Here is a 16093-nt window from a genome sequence, read left to right on the forward strand (position 1 = left end):
CTAGCCCCCCTCTCTCAACAGTTCCTGGCCGGTATCGGCGGCGGCACGTTGAATTTGTTCAAAGCGAAATTCGTTGACCAAAACTTCCAGCTCGCCGGCAACAGTGGGATGGTTCTGACGCAGGCTCTCGATGATGCCGGCAAAGGCGTCCAAATCCAGCGCTTCCGCCGCCTGTTTAATGGTGGCACGCAATTCCAGGCTTACTTCGCTCAGATCGAAAATCCGGTTCACCGACTCCGGCGCCGCTTCGGCGTAACGATATTGCAGATTCAGCAGATCGCCCATGATGCGGAATAGGTGCTCTTCCTCGAAGGGCTTGCTCAAAATATCGTCGCAGCCGGCATCGAGAATATCGCCCAAGCGTTCCTGAAATACGCTGGCGGTCAGCGCCACGATTTTCACCTGATCCCCGCCCGGCAAGGCTCGGATTTGGCGGGTGGCTTCATAGCCGTCCATCACCGGCATGCGGATATCCATCCAGATAAAATGCGGCCGCCACTCCTTGAAACTGGCGACGGCCTGGGCACCATTTTCGGCCCCGCGCACCTCGAAACCCACGCTACCGAGCAGGCGGACAATCAATTCCCGGCTATCGGCCTTGTCTTCCGCCACCAGTATGCGTACCGGCGCCTGTCCCTCGGCTAATCCCAAGACTCGCGCTTGCACGCTCGGGATAGCCGCCGCCACGGCATCCGTCGCCGGCAACGGCAACGAGAAGGCGAATACGCTGCCTTGGCCCGGCTGGCTTTCGACGCTGATTTCGCCGCCCATCAGCCTGACAAACTCACGGCTAATAGCTAGCCCCAAACCGGCGCCCTCGCCGAACGTGGCACCGGCTTCGGTCTGATAAAACGGCTGAAAAATACGCTGTTGCTCGCTGGGATCGATACCGGTACCGGTATCGATCACTTCAAACAGAATATGGCCCTCGGAGGGTGTCAGCCGCAGGCTGATTTGGCCTCGGTCGGTGTATTTGACCGCGTTGCCCAGCAGATTGATCAACACCTGCCGCAGATGGTGGGCGTCGCCCAATACACAGAACGGCAGCGTGCCCTGTTGTTCGACGACAAAATGCAGCTCCTTGGCTTCGGCGCGCTGCCGGATCATTTCCTCGACCGAACGCAAAATATCGGACAAGTCGAAGGGCTTGCTCTGTATCAACGTGCGGCCGGCCTCGATCCGAGCAATTTCCAGCACATCGTTGATCAGGGCGAGCAAATGGCGGCCGCTACGATTGATGGTCCGTAACTCGCCGCGATGGCGTTCATCCAAGGCCGAATCCCGTTCCATCAATTGGGCAAAACCGAGTATGGCATTCAAGGGCGTGCGCAACTCGTGACTCATATTGGCCAGAAACGCAGTCTTGGCCCGATTGGCGGCTTCGGCGGCTTCCTTGGCCAGGGCCAGTTCGGCGGTGCGCTGGTCGACCAGTTCTTCCAGATGGAAACGGTGCTCGGCCAGTTCCTGTTCCAGCCGGGCCCTATGCAAGGTATAGAGTATGGTTCTGGCCAGGCCGTCGTAACCAAAGTCACCCTTGACCAAATAATCGGCGGCACCGGCCTTTAAAGTGCTCAAACCAAAATCGGTATCGCTCTGGCCGGTCAAGACGATGATGGGGGTCGCGCCCGCGACCGTGCGGATACGGGCCACGGTGTCGATGCCGATTGAGTCCGGCAAGGTCAGGTCGAGCAGCACAATGTCATAATTGACAACGCCGATCCGGCTCACGGCTTCGGCCAGGGTTTGCACCCAAGCCACGGCAAAGCGAGCATTGCGAAAACCGCGCAAGGCGATTTGGGCGAGTCCGGCGTCTCCCGGCTCGTCCTCCACCAACAACACCTGAATTTGCGCAGTATCCAGATCGGTCATGGCTTATTTTCGCGCGGCAGCCTGGTCAACACAAACCAATAATCGCTCAATTGGGCGATGGCCCCGACGAACTGCTCGATGTCCACCGGCTTGGTGATATAGCCTGAGGCGCCATGCTTGAAGCTGGCCAGGACATCGCGTTCGACTTCGGAGGTGGTCAGCACCACCACCGGAATATCGCACAGGGCTTCGTCGGCCTTGATCGCGGCCAGAAACTCGTCGCCGTTCATCCGCGGCATGTTCAGATCGAGCAGGATCAAATTGGGGCGTGGCGCCGTCTCGTAGGGTGGCTTGCGCTGCAGAAAATCCAGGCCTTCGCGGCCATCGAGCAAATGGTGCAAGCGGCAATGCACCCGCGCTTCGCTCAAGGATAGGCGCACCAGATGGGCGTCGGCTGGCTCGTCTTCCAGCAACAGTATCTCGAATGGCTTGATCTCAAGTGTCATAGTTCCTCAGCTCCCGTTCGGCAGGTCGAAAACCACGGCGGCACCGCCCTGCGTTGATGTTTCGATACGAATCTTGCCGCCCATGCTTTCGACGATACGCCGCGCAATGGCCAGGCCTATGCCGGTCCCGGCCAAGGGATTCGGCCGCAAGCGTTCGAACACGCCGAACACCCGCTCCCGGTATTCCTCCGCGATGCCGGGTCCATTGTCCTCGATCCGCATCCGCACCCTCGATTCTACTCTTTCCGCGCTGATCCGAATCGATGGCGTCACACCGGCTGTTGTGTGAATCAAGGCATTGCCGACCAAAACCTCCAATAAATCGATCAGACGCGGTAAATCCAGTAATACCGGAAGCAACGGTCGAATGTCGAGTTGCGCACCACTGCGGACAATTAAGCCGGACAGATTGCGCCTGACTTCGCCCAAGGCGATGGTGGGAGCATTAGGCTGCAATTTGCCGCGCACCATGCCGGCGGCCAGATAGCGCTCGATGTCGCGAACCAAATCGCGCATGCGCCCCGCCCCTTGCTCGATGTATTGTAGAGACAGTTGCGCGTCGTTGTCCCGCTCGATCTGGGGGCCGATGCGCTCGCGTAGCCGTTGGGTAAAGGACAGCAGACGGCGAGCCGGTTCCATCAGATGATGCGCGGAAATGTTGGCAAAATGGGTCAACTCGGCGTTGGCGCGCTCAATGGCTTCGTGTTGATGCCGGAGTTGGGCGGCAATATTGGTTTTTTCCCGCAAGCGCCGGCGCGCCAACACGCCCCAGATCAGAATTACACTTAAACCCACGCACCAGATGGCGCCGAAAATCAACAGTCTCTGCCGAATGGTAGCGTTCAGTTCGTCCAGATACGGCCGCATCGGCACCGCCACGCCAACACCACCACGCACTTCGCCGAGCCGATAGCCTTGGAAAGCGTGACACTTCAGGCAACCTTGCTGCACCCGCATCACGCCCATCAGCCGTAAATACGGTTCGCCGCCGATCTCGGCAAACTCGAACACCTCCTCGGCGCCACGCTCGAACTGATGCATCGCTTCGGCTTCCCAGAGGTCGGGAGCATTTTGCGGATTCATCAGTTTGAAACTGGTGATCTTGCCTTTGATGCCGTATAACTCGCCGAATTCTTCCATCAACTGCCGCAACATATAAGCCGGGTTCATCAACGTCAGCTTTTTGCCGGACGGGGTCTGGATGTCGCGTTCGGGAATATGCGCTAGAGCCGGATTGGGCGGTGTACGTTCGTTGATGGGTACATAGACGCCGCCGTGCTGGGTAGCCCATAAACGAAAGGCCTTATCCTTGTTGAAATTAGCTCGTGCCTCCTTGCGCGCCAACGCCTCCGTATGTTGCCTGGCAAGCAGCGCATCATAGTACAAAAAGCCGCCGAGCAAGGCACTCCAGAGCAACAGCGCGATAAAGCCTTGCCATTTCAGATAGCGCAAGTCATTCATGGCTGCTCCTTGTCATCCGGGAATACGGCCGCGTTCAATGGCAGTTCGATCCAGAAGGTGCAGCCATGCCCTTCCCCCGCCGATTCCACGCCGATGCGTCCGCCATGGTGTTCGACAATCTTGCGGCACAACGCCAAGCCCACGCCGGTACCCTCGAAGCGGGACTGTGCCTGTAAGCGGGAAAACACCTGAAACAAGCGGCCAATCTGAGCCGGATCGATGCCCACGCCCCGGTCGCGCACTTCGCAGCGCCAAACTTTGGCTTGCAAACTGCCGTGCACATTGACCATCGGCGCTTGGCCGGCTTCATGATACTTGAGGGCATTGCCCAACAGATTTTGAAACAGGCGCACTATTTCATCGCGGCTGGCCATCAAGCGCGGCCAATTGCCGCTGATCTCGATCCGGCCCGCCGTCGCGACGCATTCGGGCTGCAAAAATGACAAGGCCTCGTCCAGCGCGGTGCGCGTTTCCAGCCAGTCCAACGGTTCGGTTTTACGGCCCACCCGGGAAAAATCCAACAAAGCCAGGATCATCGCGTTCATGCGCCGCGCGCCGTCCGTGGCGTAGTCCAAATATTGACGCGTATTGGCATCTAGCTTATCCCGCAGCGATTTTTCAATCAACTGCAGATAGCTGCCGATCATCCGCAACGGTTGCCGCATGTCATGGGATACGGCGTAGGCGAACTGTTCCAGTTCGGCATTGGAACGTTTCAGTTCGGCCTCGACCTGTTTACGCTGGGTAATATCCTCGTAGACACCTAACACGCCAAACACGCTGCCGTCCGGATTTTTCAACGGCAATTTACTGGTACGCACCCAAGACACCTCGCCATTGGTACGCGTAATCGACTCCTCGTAGCCGGTCTTGGCCAAGCCCGATTCCATCACCCGCCTATCGTCCGCTTGATAGATTCCGGCGCAGCCCCGCCAAGCCAAATCCTCATCGGTCTTGCCGATCAGGTCGCCCTGCTCCGCGATGCCACTGTCGCGCAGAAAGGGCCGGTTGCCGCCGAGATAAGTTAGATCAGTGGATTTCCAAAATACGCCCTGCGGAATGGTATCCAGCACCAGTTGCAGCATTTGCCGGGATTGAAACAGCTCTTGGGTGCGTTCTTGTACCCGTTGTTCCAGCTCGGATTGCAAAGCCTGATTGCGTTTTTGGCTCAGACTCGTGCTGACCACCCAATGGGCGAAACCGGTCAAAAAACGCAAGATTGCCGGCAGCCGGGCTTCGGCAATTACCGGCACTTCCGCCAAGGCGCTTAGATAAGCGGCTTGGTCGAAACCGAATTCGGCGGCTTGGCGCTTGAAAAAGTCCAGATCGGGCGGCGCCAGCAAAAATTGGCCGATGAACAGATTGGCGATATGCCGGCCTTCGATCACAATAGGCGCGGCGCAATCGGTCAGACCGTTGCGGCAACTGTAAATGGCGTAATCTTGGCCTTGTTGCATGGCTTTCGACAGCGAGACATCGCTTTCGATGCAACGGGCGCAGGCATCCGGCTGGGCGCGATGAAACTCCATGCACAAGCGCTGCCAGCGGCTTGAGGCCAGCACATGGGCATTCAGATCGATGATACACACCGGCAAGCCCACCACTTCCAGGAAGTCCTCGAACATTTGATTCAGTTGGCTAAAGTCGATCAGTTTCGCCAACTCGGATACGTCTTGCGGCAAGGCAGCATTCCAGTCGCTGCCGATCGGATCGCTCATCGCCGGAATTTGCGGCGGAGTGACGAACAGCCGATTATTGATAGTGGATGAAGCCGCTTGAACTTCGTTCATCGCTGGTCCTCCTCGGGCCGCCGGCATAATTCGATGATTTTTTCGAAGCGATAATCGCTCATCCATTCGCCGATCAGCCGAGCCAGTTGAGGGTAATCGGCCAGCATGCCGTCGACGATAGTCCTCACCGCATCGGTATCCAGCAGTTCGGCCGCGGCTTGCAATTCGGCGCGCAACGGCTCCGGCAAAGTGGTTAGATCGGCTGGCGAGGCGTTGCCAGGCTTGCTCGGCGCGCTGGCGGAAACGGCTTGGTCGGCATAGCGGTAACGCAGTCCGAGCAAGTCCCCCATCAATAAATATAAGCGCGTTTCGTCGATAGGCTTGGCTAGCATATCGTCGCAACCGACCGCCAGAATTGCCGCGCGATCTTCATGAAAGGCGCTGGCGGTCAACGCGACGATCTTGACCTCGTTCCCGCCCGGCAGCGCGCGAATGGCCTGGGTAGCCTGGTAACCGTCCAATACCGGCATGCGCATGTCCATCCAGATGAAATGAGGTTGCCAGTCTTGGAAGATCTCGATCGCGCGCCGGCCGTTGCCGGCCAACCGCACCTCGAAACCGGTGCTGGCCAACAAGCTGGCAATCAATTCCTGATTGTCGGGGTTATCCTCCGCCACCAGAATCCGCACGGCGGGATGGCCCGGCTCCAGCCCGAGTACGCGGCGTTGACGGGATTCGACCAGCGGCACGTCGGCTTCCGGCAACGGCAGGCTGAAGCTGAACACGCTGCCATGCTGCAACTCGCTTTGCACATGCAGCTCGCCGCCCATCAAGCGGACATATTCACGGCTAATGGTCAAGCCCAAGCCGGTGCCTTCGCCCTTGGCGACACCGGACTCGGTCTGATAGAAGGGTTGGAAAATCCGTTCCAGATCATTGGTTGCAATGCCGGGGCCGCTATCGCTCACCTCGAAGCGGATGCTGTCGGCGCCCGGCGTCAAGCGCAGACTAATCCGCCCCTGCTCGGTGTATTTGACCGCGTTGCCCAGCAAATTGATCAGCACTTGCCGTAAATGGTTGGCGTCTCCGTAAACATAGCGCGGCAATTGGCCACTGTGTTCGACGCTAAAACTCAAACCTTTATGTTCGGCCCGCAGCCGGATCATTTCCTCGATGCCGGTCAGGGTATCGTTCAAATCGAACTCCGCATTCTGCACCGTGGTGCGGCCGGCTTCGATACGGGAAATATCCAGCACATCGTTGATCAGCGCCAACAAATGCCGGCCGGCGCGGTTGATGGTTTCCAGATTATGATGCACATCGGCGGGCAGCCGTTGGTCGCGCTCCATCAGTTGGGCAAAGCCGAGTATCGCGTTCAGCGGCGTGCGCAACTCGTGGCTCATGTTGGACAGAAACACGCTTTTGGCCCGATTGGCTGATTCGGCGGTATCGCGGGCCCGTTCCAACTGTTCGGTGCGTTCCCTAACCAGCTGTTCAAGATGATGGCGATGCTGTTCCAGCTCGGCTTCGGCCTGTTTACGCTCGGTCAGATCGTAATTGATGCCGACCATGCGTAGCGGCTGGCCGCTTTGATCGCGTATGGTTTGCGAGGCGGCTTTCAGGTAGCGAATCGAGCCATCGGGCCAAACCACGCGGAACTCCAGCCCATATTCACGTTCGCCGCGCAATGCCTCTTGGATGTTTTGATCGACCCGGCTTCTGTCCTCGGCATGCAGTCGACTCAGCCAGGCATCGTAAGTGCCGGCAAATTGATCATGCCTAATCCCGTATAAGCGGCACATCACATCGTCCCAGATCAGTTCGCGTTTGACCACATCCCAATCCCAGATCCCGATAATACCGGCGCGAGTCGCCACTTGTAAACGTTCGGTGGCTAGACGCAAGGCTTGATCGCGCGCCGCCAGCGTGTCCAGCATATCGTCGAACGCGCGCGCCAGCCCGGCGGCTTCGTCGACACCGTCCAACCGGGCGCGCCGCCGGCTATCGCCCGCCTGAATCGCATCGCTTGCTTGGCGAATAACGTACAACCGCCGGGTCAAGCGCCAGCCCATGATACCGACCAACACCGAGCCGATCAGAATCGCCGCAGCGGCGAACACCAGGCCGTCGCGAGTAATGCCGGCCAGACGGGCGTTCAACGTTTGCTGGCCTAGCCCCACCCGGACCCAACCTATTTGATGGTTGCTCAACACAACAGGACTTAGCGCATCGACCAAATCCTTACCACGGCTAACAATGTAAGGCGTGTAAGAGATGCCACCGGCATCGATCTTGGGTAAATCAAGCACAAACTGATTCAGGCGGGCCGGGTCGCTGTGGGCGACGATCCGGCCGCGCAGATCCAGAATCATCGCGTAGACGAGTTCCGGATAACGGCGCTGAGCGTAAATAATTTCTTGCAGACCGTAAAAATCGCGGGCTTGCAGCCAGCCGGCGGACGAGGTGGCGACGCTTTGAGCCAGCGCAACGGCATATTCGCTCTGCCGCTCCAGCAGCAATGCCCGCTGGCGTTCGATGGCGCCCCACATAAACAAGGCCATCACCGCCGTAATGGTCAGGGCCACTCCGATTATCAGCTGACGGCGCAAGGAGCCGAACAACAGGTTCCTCAGACGCTTAAACATTGCAAGATCCGCCGGAAAACAACTGGATTAAAGTAGCGCGCGTTTTCATGGCTCATTTTTGCTCGACCGGGCGCACGCTTTTCTCGAACTCGGCCACGTAATTACGGACCGCGTCATAGCTGGCATCGTCGGCGGCATTAAAGCGCGCGGTCTCCATGCCGGCCAAAATCGCCTGGCCTTCCGGCGTGGTGTCCAAAGCCAAAATCAGCGCTCTCACGCTATCGCGAATACTTGCCGGCACGTCGTCGCGCGCCATCACTGAATTGTTCAACAATGACGGCGTTTCCCAGGCAACCGTCAATTCCGCCGCTTCGTTAGGATGGTCTCTCTGAAACAGGCGCCAAGGCGGCGGCCAGGTCGCGCCGGCGGCGGATTGGCCCAGATAGGCGTTCATGATCGACGATTCCTGCGAACCGACATAGCGGTTTTCAATATCGCGGTTCACGTCGATACCGTGCAGGTGCAGGTAATACTGGGGCATGATGCAGGCCGCCAGCGCGGTCCGCGACGGGTAACTTACCACCTTGCCTTTCAGGTCGGCCGGAGTCTTGATGCCGCCGTCCTTGCGGACGATGAACAAGCCCTTGAAGTCCTCGGCGTTGCCGGCCATCGCGATGACGTGATAGCCCAATTTGATCGCTTCCAGCGTTTGCCAGGGATTGGGCAGCAGAAACTCCGAATCGCGGGCGCGAAATTTGGCTTCATAGACCTGATAGTCGCGTGATGCCTCCAGCTCGAAGTGAACATCGGTGATTTGCTGGTTCAGGTAATCAATCAGCGGTTGGTAGGCTTCGGAAAGCTTGCTGGGATTATGCAAGGGATGAACGGCCAGCCGGTAAAGCGGCTTTAGCGGCTCGATCGGCTGGTCGCCGTATTGCGGCCCTTGCGAGGTATCGGTTTCTGTTTCCGATTGGCAGCCGACGAAAAAGACTAGCGGCAACAGAAGGAAAAGTATGACGCGGAGCGGCGCGTTCATGAGCTGCCATCCAGAGTGGCTTTAGGCATGGAATACCCCCGCTGCTCGAACAACCGCAAGCAGGCGGCGGCCACGTCCTGGTCATAGATGCTACCCGCGCCTCGGCGGATTTCCGCCAACGCCAAGTCCAGTCCCAACGCCGGACGGTAAGGCCGATCGGAAGCCATCGCTTCCAATACATCCGCCACGCCTATGACCCGTGCCTCCGGCAGAATTTCATCACCTTTCAGTCCGCGCGGATAACCGCTACCGTCCATCCGTTCGTGGTGCTGCAAAATCATGTCCGCTACCGGCCAGGGAAAATGCACCTGCTGCATAATGTCGCCGCCCACCTGCGAGTGGACTTTTATCAGTGAGAATTCGAGCTCGGTCAACCGACCCGGCCGAATCAAAATATCGACCGGCACATAAATCTTACCGATGTCATGCACCATGGCACCCAAACGCAAGCCCTCGATCGAGTTCGAGCTCATGCCCAACTCCCTGGCGATCTCGACCGCCATCAACGATACCCGCCATTGGTGGCCGGCGGTGTAGGGATCCCGCTTTTCGATCGTCATCGAAATAGCCAGAATGGTTTCTTCCAGCACGGCGGTGTATTTTTTCTGGCTCTCGTGTAATGACTCCAGCGCCGTCCGCAAATCACGAGTCCGTTCTTCGACAATATCCTGCAAATCGCGCTGCAACCGATACAGTTTCAAGTGTGCCCGCACCCTAGCCAGCACTTCTTCCATCTGAAACGGCTTGGACACATAGTCGACCCCGCCGGCCTGAAAAGCCGCCAACTTGTCTTCCATATCCTGCAAGGCGCTGATAAAAACCACCGGAATGTCGCGGGTCTGCTCGTCGCGCTTGAGTTGGCGGCAGACCTCGTAGCCATCCATCTCCGGCATCCGAATATCCAGCAGAACCAGATCGGGCGGACTGGACTTGATCGATTTCAAGGCGACAGCGCCATCTAGCGCCGGACGGACTTTGTATCCCGCCTGTTGCAAGATGCCGCTCAACACGCGAAGGTTATTGGGCTGATCGTCCACAATCACGATATTGCCTTGGCTGTCGATGGGGTTATTCATAGTGCGCTTCCTGACATTGAGCATGAACCTATGTAGCCATATTAGCTTAATCCGCTACATGGGTCATGCTCTCGATAGTTAGCGCCTAGATTAGTTCGTCCGCCCAGGAATTAGGTTTGTGGTTTTGTGGGATTTAGCGATTTTTGAACGGCGAGCGGGCTTGGTTTTATTGATGCGGTAAGGCTTATCTCGGACATCAATAGGGGACAAATAGCCATCTTTGGCCCCCTATTTTCAGTTTAACTTTCTAACTCACAAATTTTTTTAAATTCCGGAATTCCAGCCGTCAAACGTCCGCGCAGGAAATTAAACTGTCTTTGTAGTTCGTCTTCTGCATCGCCGACATTTTTAAACACTTGAACAACTTTTTGGTCATTCAACATATCCGGATGCTGTTCATCAATGAATTCGAGCACTTCCGCGTCCAGTTCAGTGATATTTTTCAACGCAACTTCCATTCTGGACAATACCGCGTGTAACTCAAAAAGATCTTTAGCCATAAATCCTCACAAAAAATAATTATCACCAAGGGTTCTGTTGTGTCTACACAAAGCCCTCATTTTTCAATCAAGCAAAACCCAACTCAACCAGGGTTCCATCCATCACTTCAACCGGCATGGCCGGTTTATTGTTCCGGCCCGAAACAGGCCGAATAATCCTTGCACACCTCGCAAGATGGGGCACGGCAGACGTAAAGCCCTTCGGCTTCGCATAATTGTTTATAGAGAAACTTCTTCCACTTCATATCCTTGCTGTTGCGCTCGGCCATTTCCGGGAAGTTGTGTTTCAACATGGCGGACAGTTCCTGGCGGCTCCACAGCCCCAAGTCTTGCCACAAATGATCGCTACCCAGGCAAGCGGCCACGATGACGGCGATCAGACATTCGGTTTCCGGGCTTTGGACGGCGGCAAAGCGGCGCAATAGCTGCTCCAGATCCTGTTTTTCCAGCATGCGGCTGAAATCCAAGCTTTTACCGGATGCGGCATCCGTAGCCAGATCATAACCGGGGAAGCGTTGTTGCAGCAGTTGCTCGAATTGCCGGTCGCTCAGGCCCAGTCTGTCCGGCAGTACGCCATCGCCAACCTGCCAACTGGCGATGATCCGGGCCAACCAGATGCAATTGGCCGAACCGTCGGCACAAGACAGCAAATCGTCATAATAGTGTTGCCGGGTGGGGGATGATTGGATCATGGCTAGCATGGCGGTAATCCTCGTAACATAGAATGTCGCACCGGTTACGCATGGGTATGCTGCAAGGCCAGTGAGACATTGTCAGGGCTGATTAATACTCGACGCGTATATCTTCGTCGCGCACGATCATCTGGCAGGCCAGACGCCATTCCGATGGCAGGTCGTCGACGATCATTTGTTCCAGTTCCGCCTGAGTCACTTTACCCAGTTGTTTCAGAACGGTTTTCTCTTTTTCGGTTAACGGACCTCCCATGCGTTGATTCTTTTTGTCGATGCTGGAAACCTTGACTATGCAAGTACCGCATTCGCCGTCTTCGCATTCGAACTGGATCGGAATTTTGTTTTCCAGCGCCAGTTTCAAAACCGTTTGAGTATGACTACCGGCCACGGCATAAACTGTTTTGTCCCGGTATTCGGGACTGGTGAATGTAACTAATGCCATAAAAATAACCTCACTGAATTAAACGGGTTTGACGGAAATTTTGCCGCCCAACACCTGGGCCTGGCAGGCTAGGCGATTATGTTTACCCGCCATGTTTTCCCGTAGAATCTTGTCTTCCAGCACCGAGGGTTCGCTGAGATGATTCCAGCCCTCGGTCACTTTCATCAGGCAAGTTCCGCAGTCGCCTTCGCGGCAACCGTAGGTAATTGCCGAGCCAACTTTTTCGGACACTTCGATAATCCGAGTCCCCGCCGGCACGGTGACGGTGACATTGATATCTTCAAACGTAATGGTCGCTTTGGCCATTGTTGATGCTCCTTAGTGGTTGAAATAAATCCGAAAACCGCCCAATCCGGCGCATTTCCGGTTTGACTTTCCATTGCCGGAAAGGCAATGGTTGTTCCCGTTTCGTCCTTGAAACGGAGATTTTGTGTCGCTATCGCGAAACAATCCCCTCACGCCAAATCGGCAAAATTAATCACCTTCGACTCCCTAACCCCCATCAACTCCTGCGCCAACTCCAAACCAAACGCCTTGCATTCGACGATTTCGTCGTCGGTGGGTATCAACTTGACCCGCAATCCGGGAATCGGCACCCGCAATTTGAGCCCGCGCAAACGGTCTTCCACCAGACGCACGCCCTCTCCGGTCCAGCCATAGGAACCGAACACGCCGCCCAGTTTGCTTTTCAGACTGACCACGGTCAGCGAGGACAACAAATCCCAAATCGGTTTGACCGCATCGCCGTTGATAGTCGGCGTGCCGAACACCAAACCGTCGGCCTCCTCGATCAGATCGACGAACGGTCCGACTTCGCCGCCTTCCAGGTCGTATAGCGACACCCGCACGTCTTCAACTTGCATCGCGCCCTGATAAATGGCTTCGGCCATGCGCCGGGTATTACCGTAAGAACTGATATAGAAGATCAGCAGGGTTTTCTGATGGGGGCTGATTTCGCTGTGCAGCGCCGGACTGGATAATTGACGGTAGCGCTGGATGTAGCGTTGCGGCCTATCCCGCAGGATCGGGCCATGAGTGGGAGCGATCAGGGTTAGCGGCAACGGTTCAATCAACTCCAGTGCCCGTACCACATATTCCTTGAAGGGCCGCATGATATGGGCGTAGTAATATTCGAACGAAAAGCGGAAGTCGCCGGCCTGATCGTTGAACAAGCGCTTGTCACAGAAATGGCAACCGAACACATCGCCGGAAAACAGCATGGCTTCTTCCGGTGCATAGGTGCATTGCGTGTCGGGCCAGTGCAGATAAGGAGTATGCAAAAACTGTAAGGTGCGGTCGCCCAACGATACCGAATCGCCGGTCAGCACCGGAGTAAAGCTCAAGTTCTCCTGCTTCAATAGGCCTTTCAGCATCGACTGGGCTTTTTGCGAGATGAACAACTGCGCTTGCGGCGCCCGCCGCATCAATTCCGGTAAAGCGCCGGTGTGATCCGGTTCCAGATGATTGAGTACGATGACCTTGATTTCGGCGTAATCGGCCACGCTTTCCAACCTGGCAAAAAAGTCGTCGGCAAAACCTTCCTTGACCGTGTCGATCACCGCCACCCCGTTGCTGCCGCGCACGATATAGGCGTTATAGCTGGTGCCGTTGGCGGTCTTCAGGATGATGTCGAAGGTTCGAAGATTAGGATCGAACGCACCTATCCAATGCACCCGCTCCGACAGGGCCACCGCCAGAGGAACGCCGTCGTCGTTCTCCAGGATTACGCCGTTCATGGCCGGCAAGCCTGTTGTTTATGCTGCTTAGGGCAGGTTTCCAGATCACCGATGGGCGAGCTTGCCGCGAGGCCCAACCAAGCCTCGATTTGTTCGGCATCGAAACCGGCTCTGCGATGGCCTTCCACTTCCATCAAAGGACGCCGGATCAAGATCGGATCGGCGATCATCCATTCAATGGCCTGGGTTTCACTGGCCGTTTCCGGATTGATCTCGCCATTCTTGATGGCCGGCGCGCTACGGTTAAACCACTCAGCCACCGGTAAATCGCCAAAAAACGAGCGTAGGCGCTGACGATTTTCCGCCCAGGGATGGCGTAGCAAATCGTGTACGACCAATAGGTGACCGGCGGCTACCAGTAACTGCTTTTGCCGGGTGTTATTGAAACAACCCGGCTTTTCGTAAAACTGGATGATGGCCATGGCCGTCAATGGGCTTGTAATTCAGCCATCGCCTCGGCCATGCGTTCCGGTGGTATGCCGGTCAATGAACCGGGTGGATTGATCGGCACACCCAACGAATCCAGAATCGCGCCTTCGATGGGGCAGATGCTGGCGCATTGCGGCAATTCGAAATCGCCTTCGCATTCGGTGCATTTTTTCGGATTGATCAGAAAATATGCCTCGGCTTTATAGATCGCCTTGCTGGGACACAGGGGCTCGCAGGCATAACAATTGACACAGGATTCAATGATTTTTAAAGCCATAATGTTTCATCCTTCATATTTCGTGGATTGATTTATCCGGCGTGGATCGGGTTACGCCCGCTGGGCGCAACCCGACTCTGGCCCGCCGGTTATGCGGTGGCGCGCTCCTCGGATTTGACTTCATCCAGCTTGCCGGCCGCGGCCATTTCCTTGTACACCGCCATCACGGCGTCTTCGATCGGTTCCATCGCGTGCTCGCCGTTCGGGATAATGCCGGCTTGTTCCAGCATGTCCCACGGCTCATAACCGATTTTCGAGCACAACACCGCTTCGCAACCTTCCAAGGCCCGGATAGTGCGTTGCAATACGCTTTCGCCGTCGCCGCAGGTGTCGTCGCCGCTACAATACAGATCAGTCTTGCGGTGACTCATGAAACGCACGCCGTCCGGCGAGGCTTCGTAGATTAAAAATTCCTTGGCATGACCGAAGTGCTGATTGATTACGCCTTGACCGCTGGTAGCAATCGCCATCAGTACCGGCCGGGTGTTCAACTTGGTCTCCGCGGCGTGTTTGGCGGCGGATTCGGCCGCGGCAGCGCGTTTGCTGTGCATTTCCTCGGCAATCGCTTCGTGAATGACCTTGCGTTTTTCCATCGCCGCCTGATAATCGATTTCCATTTCTTCGATCTTATCCAGCGTGAATTCGTCGCCCCGGTCCTCGCCCAGCAAACCAACCGCGTCGGCGCGGCATTGCCGGCAGTGGCGCATCATGTTCATATCGCCGGAGCAGGCGTCCTGCAAATCCATCAACTCGTCTTGGGTCGGGCCGCGTTGGCCCATCACGCCGTAGAAGGTGCCGTGCTCTGCTTCCGCGATCAGCGGCATCACGTTATGCAGGAAGGCACCCTTGGCTTTGACGGTTTTACTGACTTCGGCCAAATGTTTGTCGTTGACGCCCGGTATCATCACCGAGTTGACCTTGACCAAAATACCCTTGGCCACCAACATTTCCAGGCCTTTTTGCTGCTGTTCGATCAGAATCCGCGCGCCTTCGATGCCGTGGATGCGCTTGTTTTCCCAGAAAATCCACGGATAAATCTTGGCGCCGACTTCGGGATCGAGGCAGTTGATGGTGATGGTGACATGGTCAATATTGTGTTTGGATAGTTCTTCCACAGAATCCGGCAGTGCCAGGCCATTGGTCGAAACACACAACTTGATATCCGGCGCTTCGTCGCTCAGGCGACGGAAGGTTTCGAAAGTGCGCTCGGGGTTGGCTAACGGATCGCCGGGGCCGGCGATGCCTAATACCGTCATTTGCGGGATGGTGGCGGCTACCGCCATGGTTTTCTTGACCGCTTGATCGGGCGTCAGCAATTCTGACACCACGCCGGGACGCGACTCGTTGGCGCAATCGTATTTACGATTGCAATAATGGCATTGGATATTACAGGCCGGTGCGACCGCGACATGCATGCGGGCGAAATAATGATGGGCGTCCTCGGAATAGCACGGGTGGTTTTCCACCTTGGCGCGAATCTCGTCGGATAAATGGCCCAGTTGGTCATCGGTTGTACCGCAAGAATGGGATGAACAGCCGCCTGCGCTGGCTGCGGGGGTTTCGTTTAATACTGGCAGTTCCATAATCTTCACCTCACTAGTTTGTTAATGAGGTTAAAGCATAGAGCATGCCAGACTATAAGTTATTGTTTTTAATCATAAACACGATATTTTTGTTTGTGAAACTTGTCATAAAGTCCACAAACCCAATACCTGCCAATGTTTACTAGGCGACAAAGGCTTTTTGGCGCACCGGATCGGCAGTCGATTTTCCCCGGCAAGACGGACTCGTCGCTTATGAATGTGCGAATACAT

Annotated in this window: 15 protein-coding genes; all 15 read right to left on the reverse strand. The window is 56.3% G+C overall.

Annotated elements, in window-relative coordinates:
- The 15 genes from IVG45_RS12785 to nifB all read right to left on the reverse strand — a co-directional run bounded on the left by IVG45_RS12785 (position 1) and on the right by nifB (position 15862).
- Positions 1-1869 carry a response regulator gene (locus tag IVG45_RS12785; RefSeq protein WP_196434198.1) on the reverse strand — a complete coding sequence of 623 codons (1869 nt, stop codon included), beginning with the start codon at positions 1867-1869 and terminating at the stop codon, positions 1-3.
- Complete coding sequence (locus IVG45_RS12790; protein WP_196434199.1) at positions 1866-2315, reverse strand: response regulator; 450 nt, start codon at positions 2313-2315, stop codon at positions 1866-1868. Before IVG45_RS12790 ends, IVG45_RS12785 begins: the two co-directional genes overlap by 4 nt.
- A 6-nt stretch (positions 2316-2321) precedes the next feature.
- Positions 2322-3776, reverse strand: a complete 1455-nt coding sequence (locus tag IVG45_RS12795; RefSeq protein WP_196434200.1) for a sensor histidine kinase — start codon at positions 3774-3776, stop codon at positions 2322-2324.
- Positions 3773-5566 (reverse strand): PocR ligand-binding domain-containing protein, encoded by a 1794-nt coding sequence (locus IVG45_RS12800; RefSeq protein ID WP_196434201.1) that lies wholly within the window; start codon positions 5564-5566, stop codon positions 3773-3775. Before IVG45_RS12800 ends, IVG45_RS12795 begins: the two co-directional genes overlap by 4 nt.
- A complete protein-coding gene (locus IVG45_RS12805; RefSeq protein ID WP_196434202.1) occupies positions 5563-8151 on the reverse strand; it encodes an ATP-binding protein in 2589 nt (862 codons plus the stop codon). Before IVG45_RS12805 ends, IVG45_RS12800 begins: the two co-directional genes overlap by 4 nt.
- A 52-nt stretch (positions 8152-8203) precedes the next feature.
- A complete protein-coding gene (locus IVG45_RS12810; protein WP_196434203.1) occupies positions 8204-9127 on the reverse strand; it encodes a phosphate/phosphite/phosphonate ABC transporter substrate-binding protein in 924 nt (307 codons plus the stop codon).
- On the reverse strand, positions 9124-10203 hold the full coding sequence (locus IVG45_RS12815; protein ID WP_230874578.1) for an HD domain-containing phosphohydrolase: 1080 nt from the start codon (positions 10201-10203) through the stop codon (positions 9124-9126). The genes IVG45_RS12810 and IVG45_RS12815 overlap by 4 nt, the downstream gene beginning before the upstream one ends.
- 239 nt (positions 10204-10442) lie before the next feature.
- Positions 10443-10703, reverse strand: a complete 261-nt coding sequence (locus IVG45_RS12820; protein ID WP_196434205.1) for a hypothetical protein — start codon at positions 10701-10703, stop codon at positions 10443-10445.
- A 125-nt stretch (positions 10704-10828) separates the two neighbouring features.
- Positions 10829-11404 (reverse strand): nitrogen fixation protein NifQ, encoded by a 576-nt coding sequence (locus IVG45_RS12825; protein ID WP_196434206.1) that lies wholly within the window; start codon positions 11402-11404, stop codon positions 10829-10831.
- Positions 11405-11486: 82 nt separating this feature from the next.
- Positions 11487-11837: a 2Fe-2S iron-sulfur cluster-binding protein gene (locus IVG45_RS12830; RefSeq protein WP_196434207.1), complete on the reverse strand. Its 351-nt coding sequence runs from the start codon at positions 11835-11837 to the stop codon at positions 11487-11489.
- Positions 11838-11855: 18 nt separating this feature from the next.
- Positions 11856-12143, reverse strand: coding sequence for a 2Fe-2S iron-sulfur cluster-binding protein (locus tag IVG45_RS12835; protein ID WP_196434208.1), 288 nt, complete (start codon positions 12141-12143; stop codon positions 11856-11858).
- A gap of 149 nt (positions 12144-12292) precedes the next feature.
- Positions 12293-13573, reverse strand: a complete 1281-nt coding sequence (locus tag IVG45_RS12840) for an FprA family A-type flavoprotein (RefSeq protein WP_196434209.1) — start codon at positions 13571-13573, stop codon at positions 12293-12295.
- Positions 13570-13995, reverse strand: a complete 426-nt coding sequence (locus tag IVG45_RS12845) for an ArsC/Spx/MgsR family protein (RefSeq protein ID WP_196434210.1) — start codon at positions 13993-13995, stop codon at positions 13570-13572. Before IVG45_RS12845 ends, IVG45_RS12840 begins: the two co-directional genes overlap by 4 nt.
- A 5-nt stretch (positions 13996-14000) precedes the next feature.
- Complete coding sequence (locus IVG45_RS12850) at positions 14001-14279, reverse strand: 4Fe-4S binding protein (RefSeq protein ID WP_196434211.1); 279 nt, start codon at positions 14277-14279, stop codon at positions 14001-14003.
- Positions 14280-14368: 89 nt separating this feature from the next.
- Entirely contained in the window at positions 14369-15862 is a 1494-nt protein-coding gene (gene nifB / locus IVG45_RS12855; protein WP_196434212.1) for a nitrogenase cofactor biosynthesis protein NifB, read from the reverse strand.
- Positions 15863-16093 lie beyond the last annotated feature (231 nt).

This window comes from Methylomonas sp. LL1, from assembly GCF_015711015.1.
Taxonomy (GTDB): Bacteria; Pseudomonadota; Gammaproteobacteria; order Methylococcales; family Methylomonadaceae; genus Methylomonas.

Excerpts from the sequence above, each read along its gene's own strand:
- IVG45_RS12845 (WP_196434210.1), bottom strand. The coding sequence starts at position 13,995 with ATGGCCATCATCCAGTTTTACGAAAAGCCGGGTTGTTTCAATAACACC.
- IVG45_RS12795 (WP_196434200.1), bottom strand. The coding sequence starts at position 3,776 with ATGAATGACTTGCGCTATCTGAAATGGCAAGGCTTTATCGCGCTGTTG.
- IVG45_RS12835 (WP_196434208.1), bottom strand. The coding sequence starts at position 12,143 with ATGGCCAAAGCGACCATTACGTTTGAAGATATCAATGTCACCGTCACC.
- IVG45_RS12825 (WP_196434206.1), bottom strand. The coding sequence starts at position 11,404 with ATGCTAGCCATGATCCAATCATCCCCCACCCGGCAACACTATTATGAC.
- IVG45_RS12850 (WP_196434211.1), bottom strand. The coding sequence starts at position 14,279 with ATGGCTTTAAAAATCATTGAATCCTGTGTCAATTGTTATGCCTGCGAG.
- IVG45_RS12810 (WP_196434203.1), bottom strand. The coding sequence starts at position 9,127 with ATGAACGCGCCGCTCCGCGTCATACTTTTCCTTCTGTTGCCGCTAGTC.
- nifB (WP_196434212.1), bottom strand. The coding sequence starts at position 15,862 with ATGGAACTGCCAGTATTAAACGAAACCCCCGCAGCCAGCGCAGGCGGC.
- IVG45_RS12805 (WP_196434202.1), bottom strand. The coding sequence starts at position 8,151 with ATGTTTAAGCGTCTGAGGAACCTGTTGTTCGGCTCCTTGCGCCGTCAG.
- IVG45_RS12815 (WP_230874578.1), bottom strand. The coding sequence starts at position 10,203 with ATGAATAACCCCATCGACAGCCAAGGCAATATCGTGATTGTGGACGAT.
- IVG45_RS12800 (WP_196434201.1), bottom strand. The coding sequence starts at position 5,566 with ATGAACGAAGTTCAAGCGGCTTCATCCACTATCAATAATCGGCTGTTC.
- IVG45_RS12790 (WP_196434199.1), bottom strand. The coding sequence starts at position 2,315 with ATGACACTTGAGATCAAGCCATTCGAGATACTGTTGCTGGAAGACGAG.
- IVG45_RS12785 (WP_196434198.1), bottom strand. The coding sequence starts at position 1,869 with ATGACCGATCTGGATACTGCGCAAATTCAGGTGTTGTTGGTGGAGGAC.
- IVG45_RS12830 (WP_196434207.1), bottom strand. The coding sequence starts at position 11,837 with ATGGCATTAGTTACATTCACCAGTCCCGAATACCGGGACAAAACAGTT.
- IVG45_RS12820 (WP_196434205.1), bottom strand. The coding sequence starts at position 10,703 with ATGGCTAAAGATCTTTTTGAGTTACACGCGGTATTGTCCAGAATGGAA.
- IVG45_RS12840 (WP_196434209.1), bottom strand. The coding sequence starts at position 13,573 with ATGAACGGCGTAATCCTGGAGAACGACGACGGCGTTCCTCTGGCGGTG.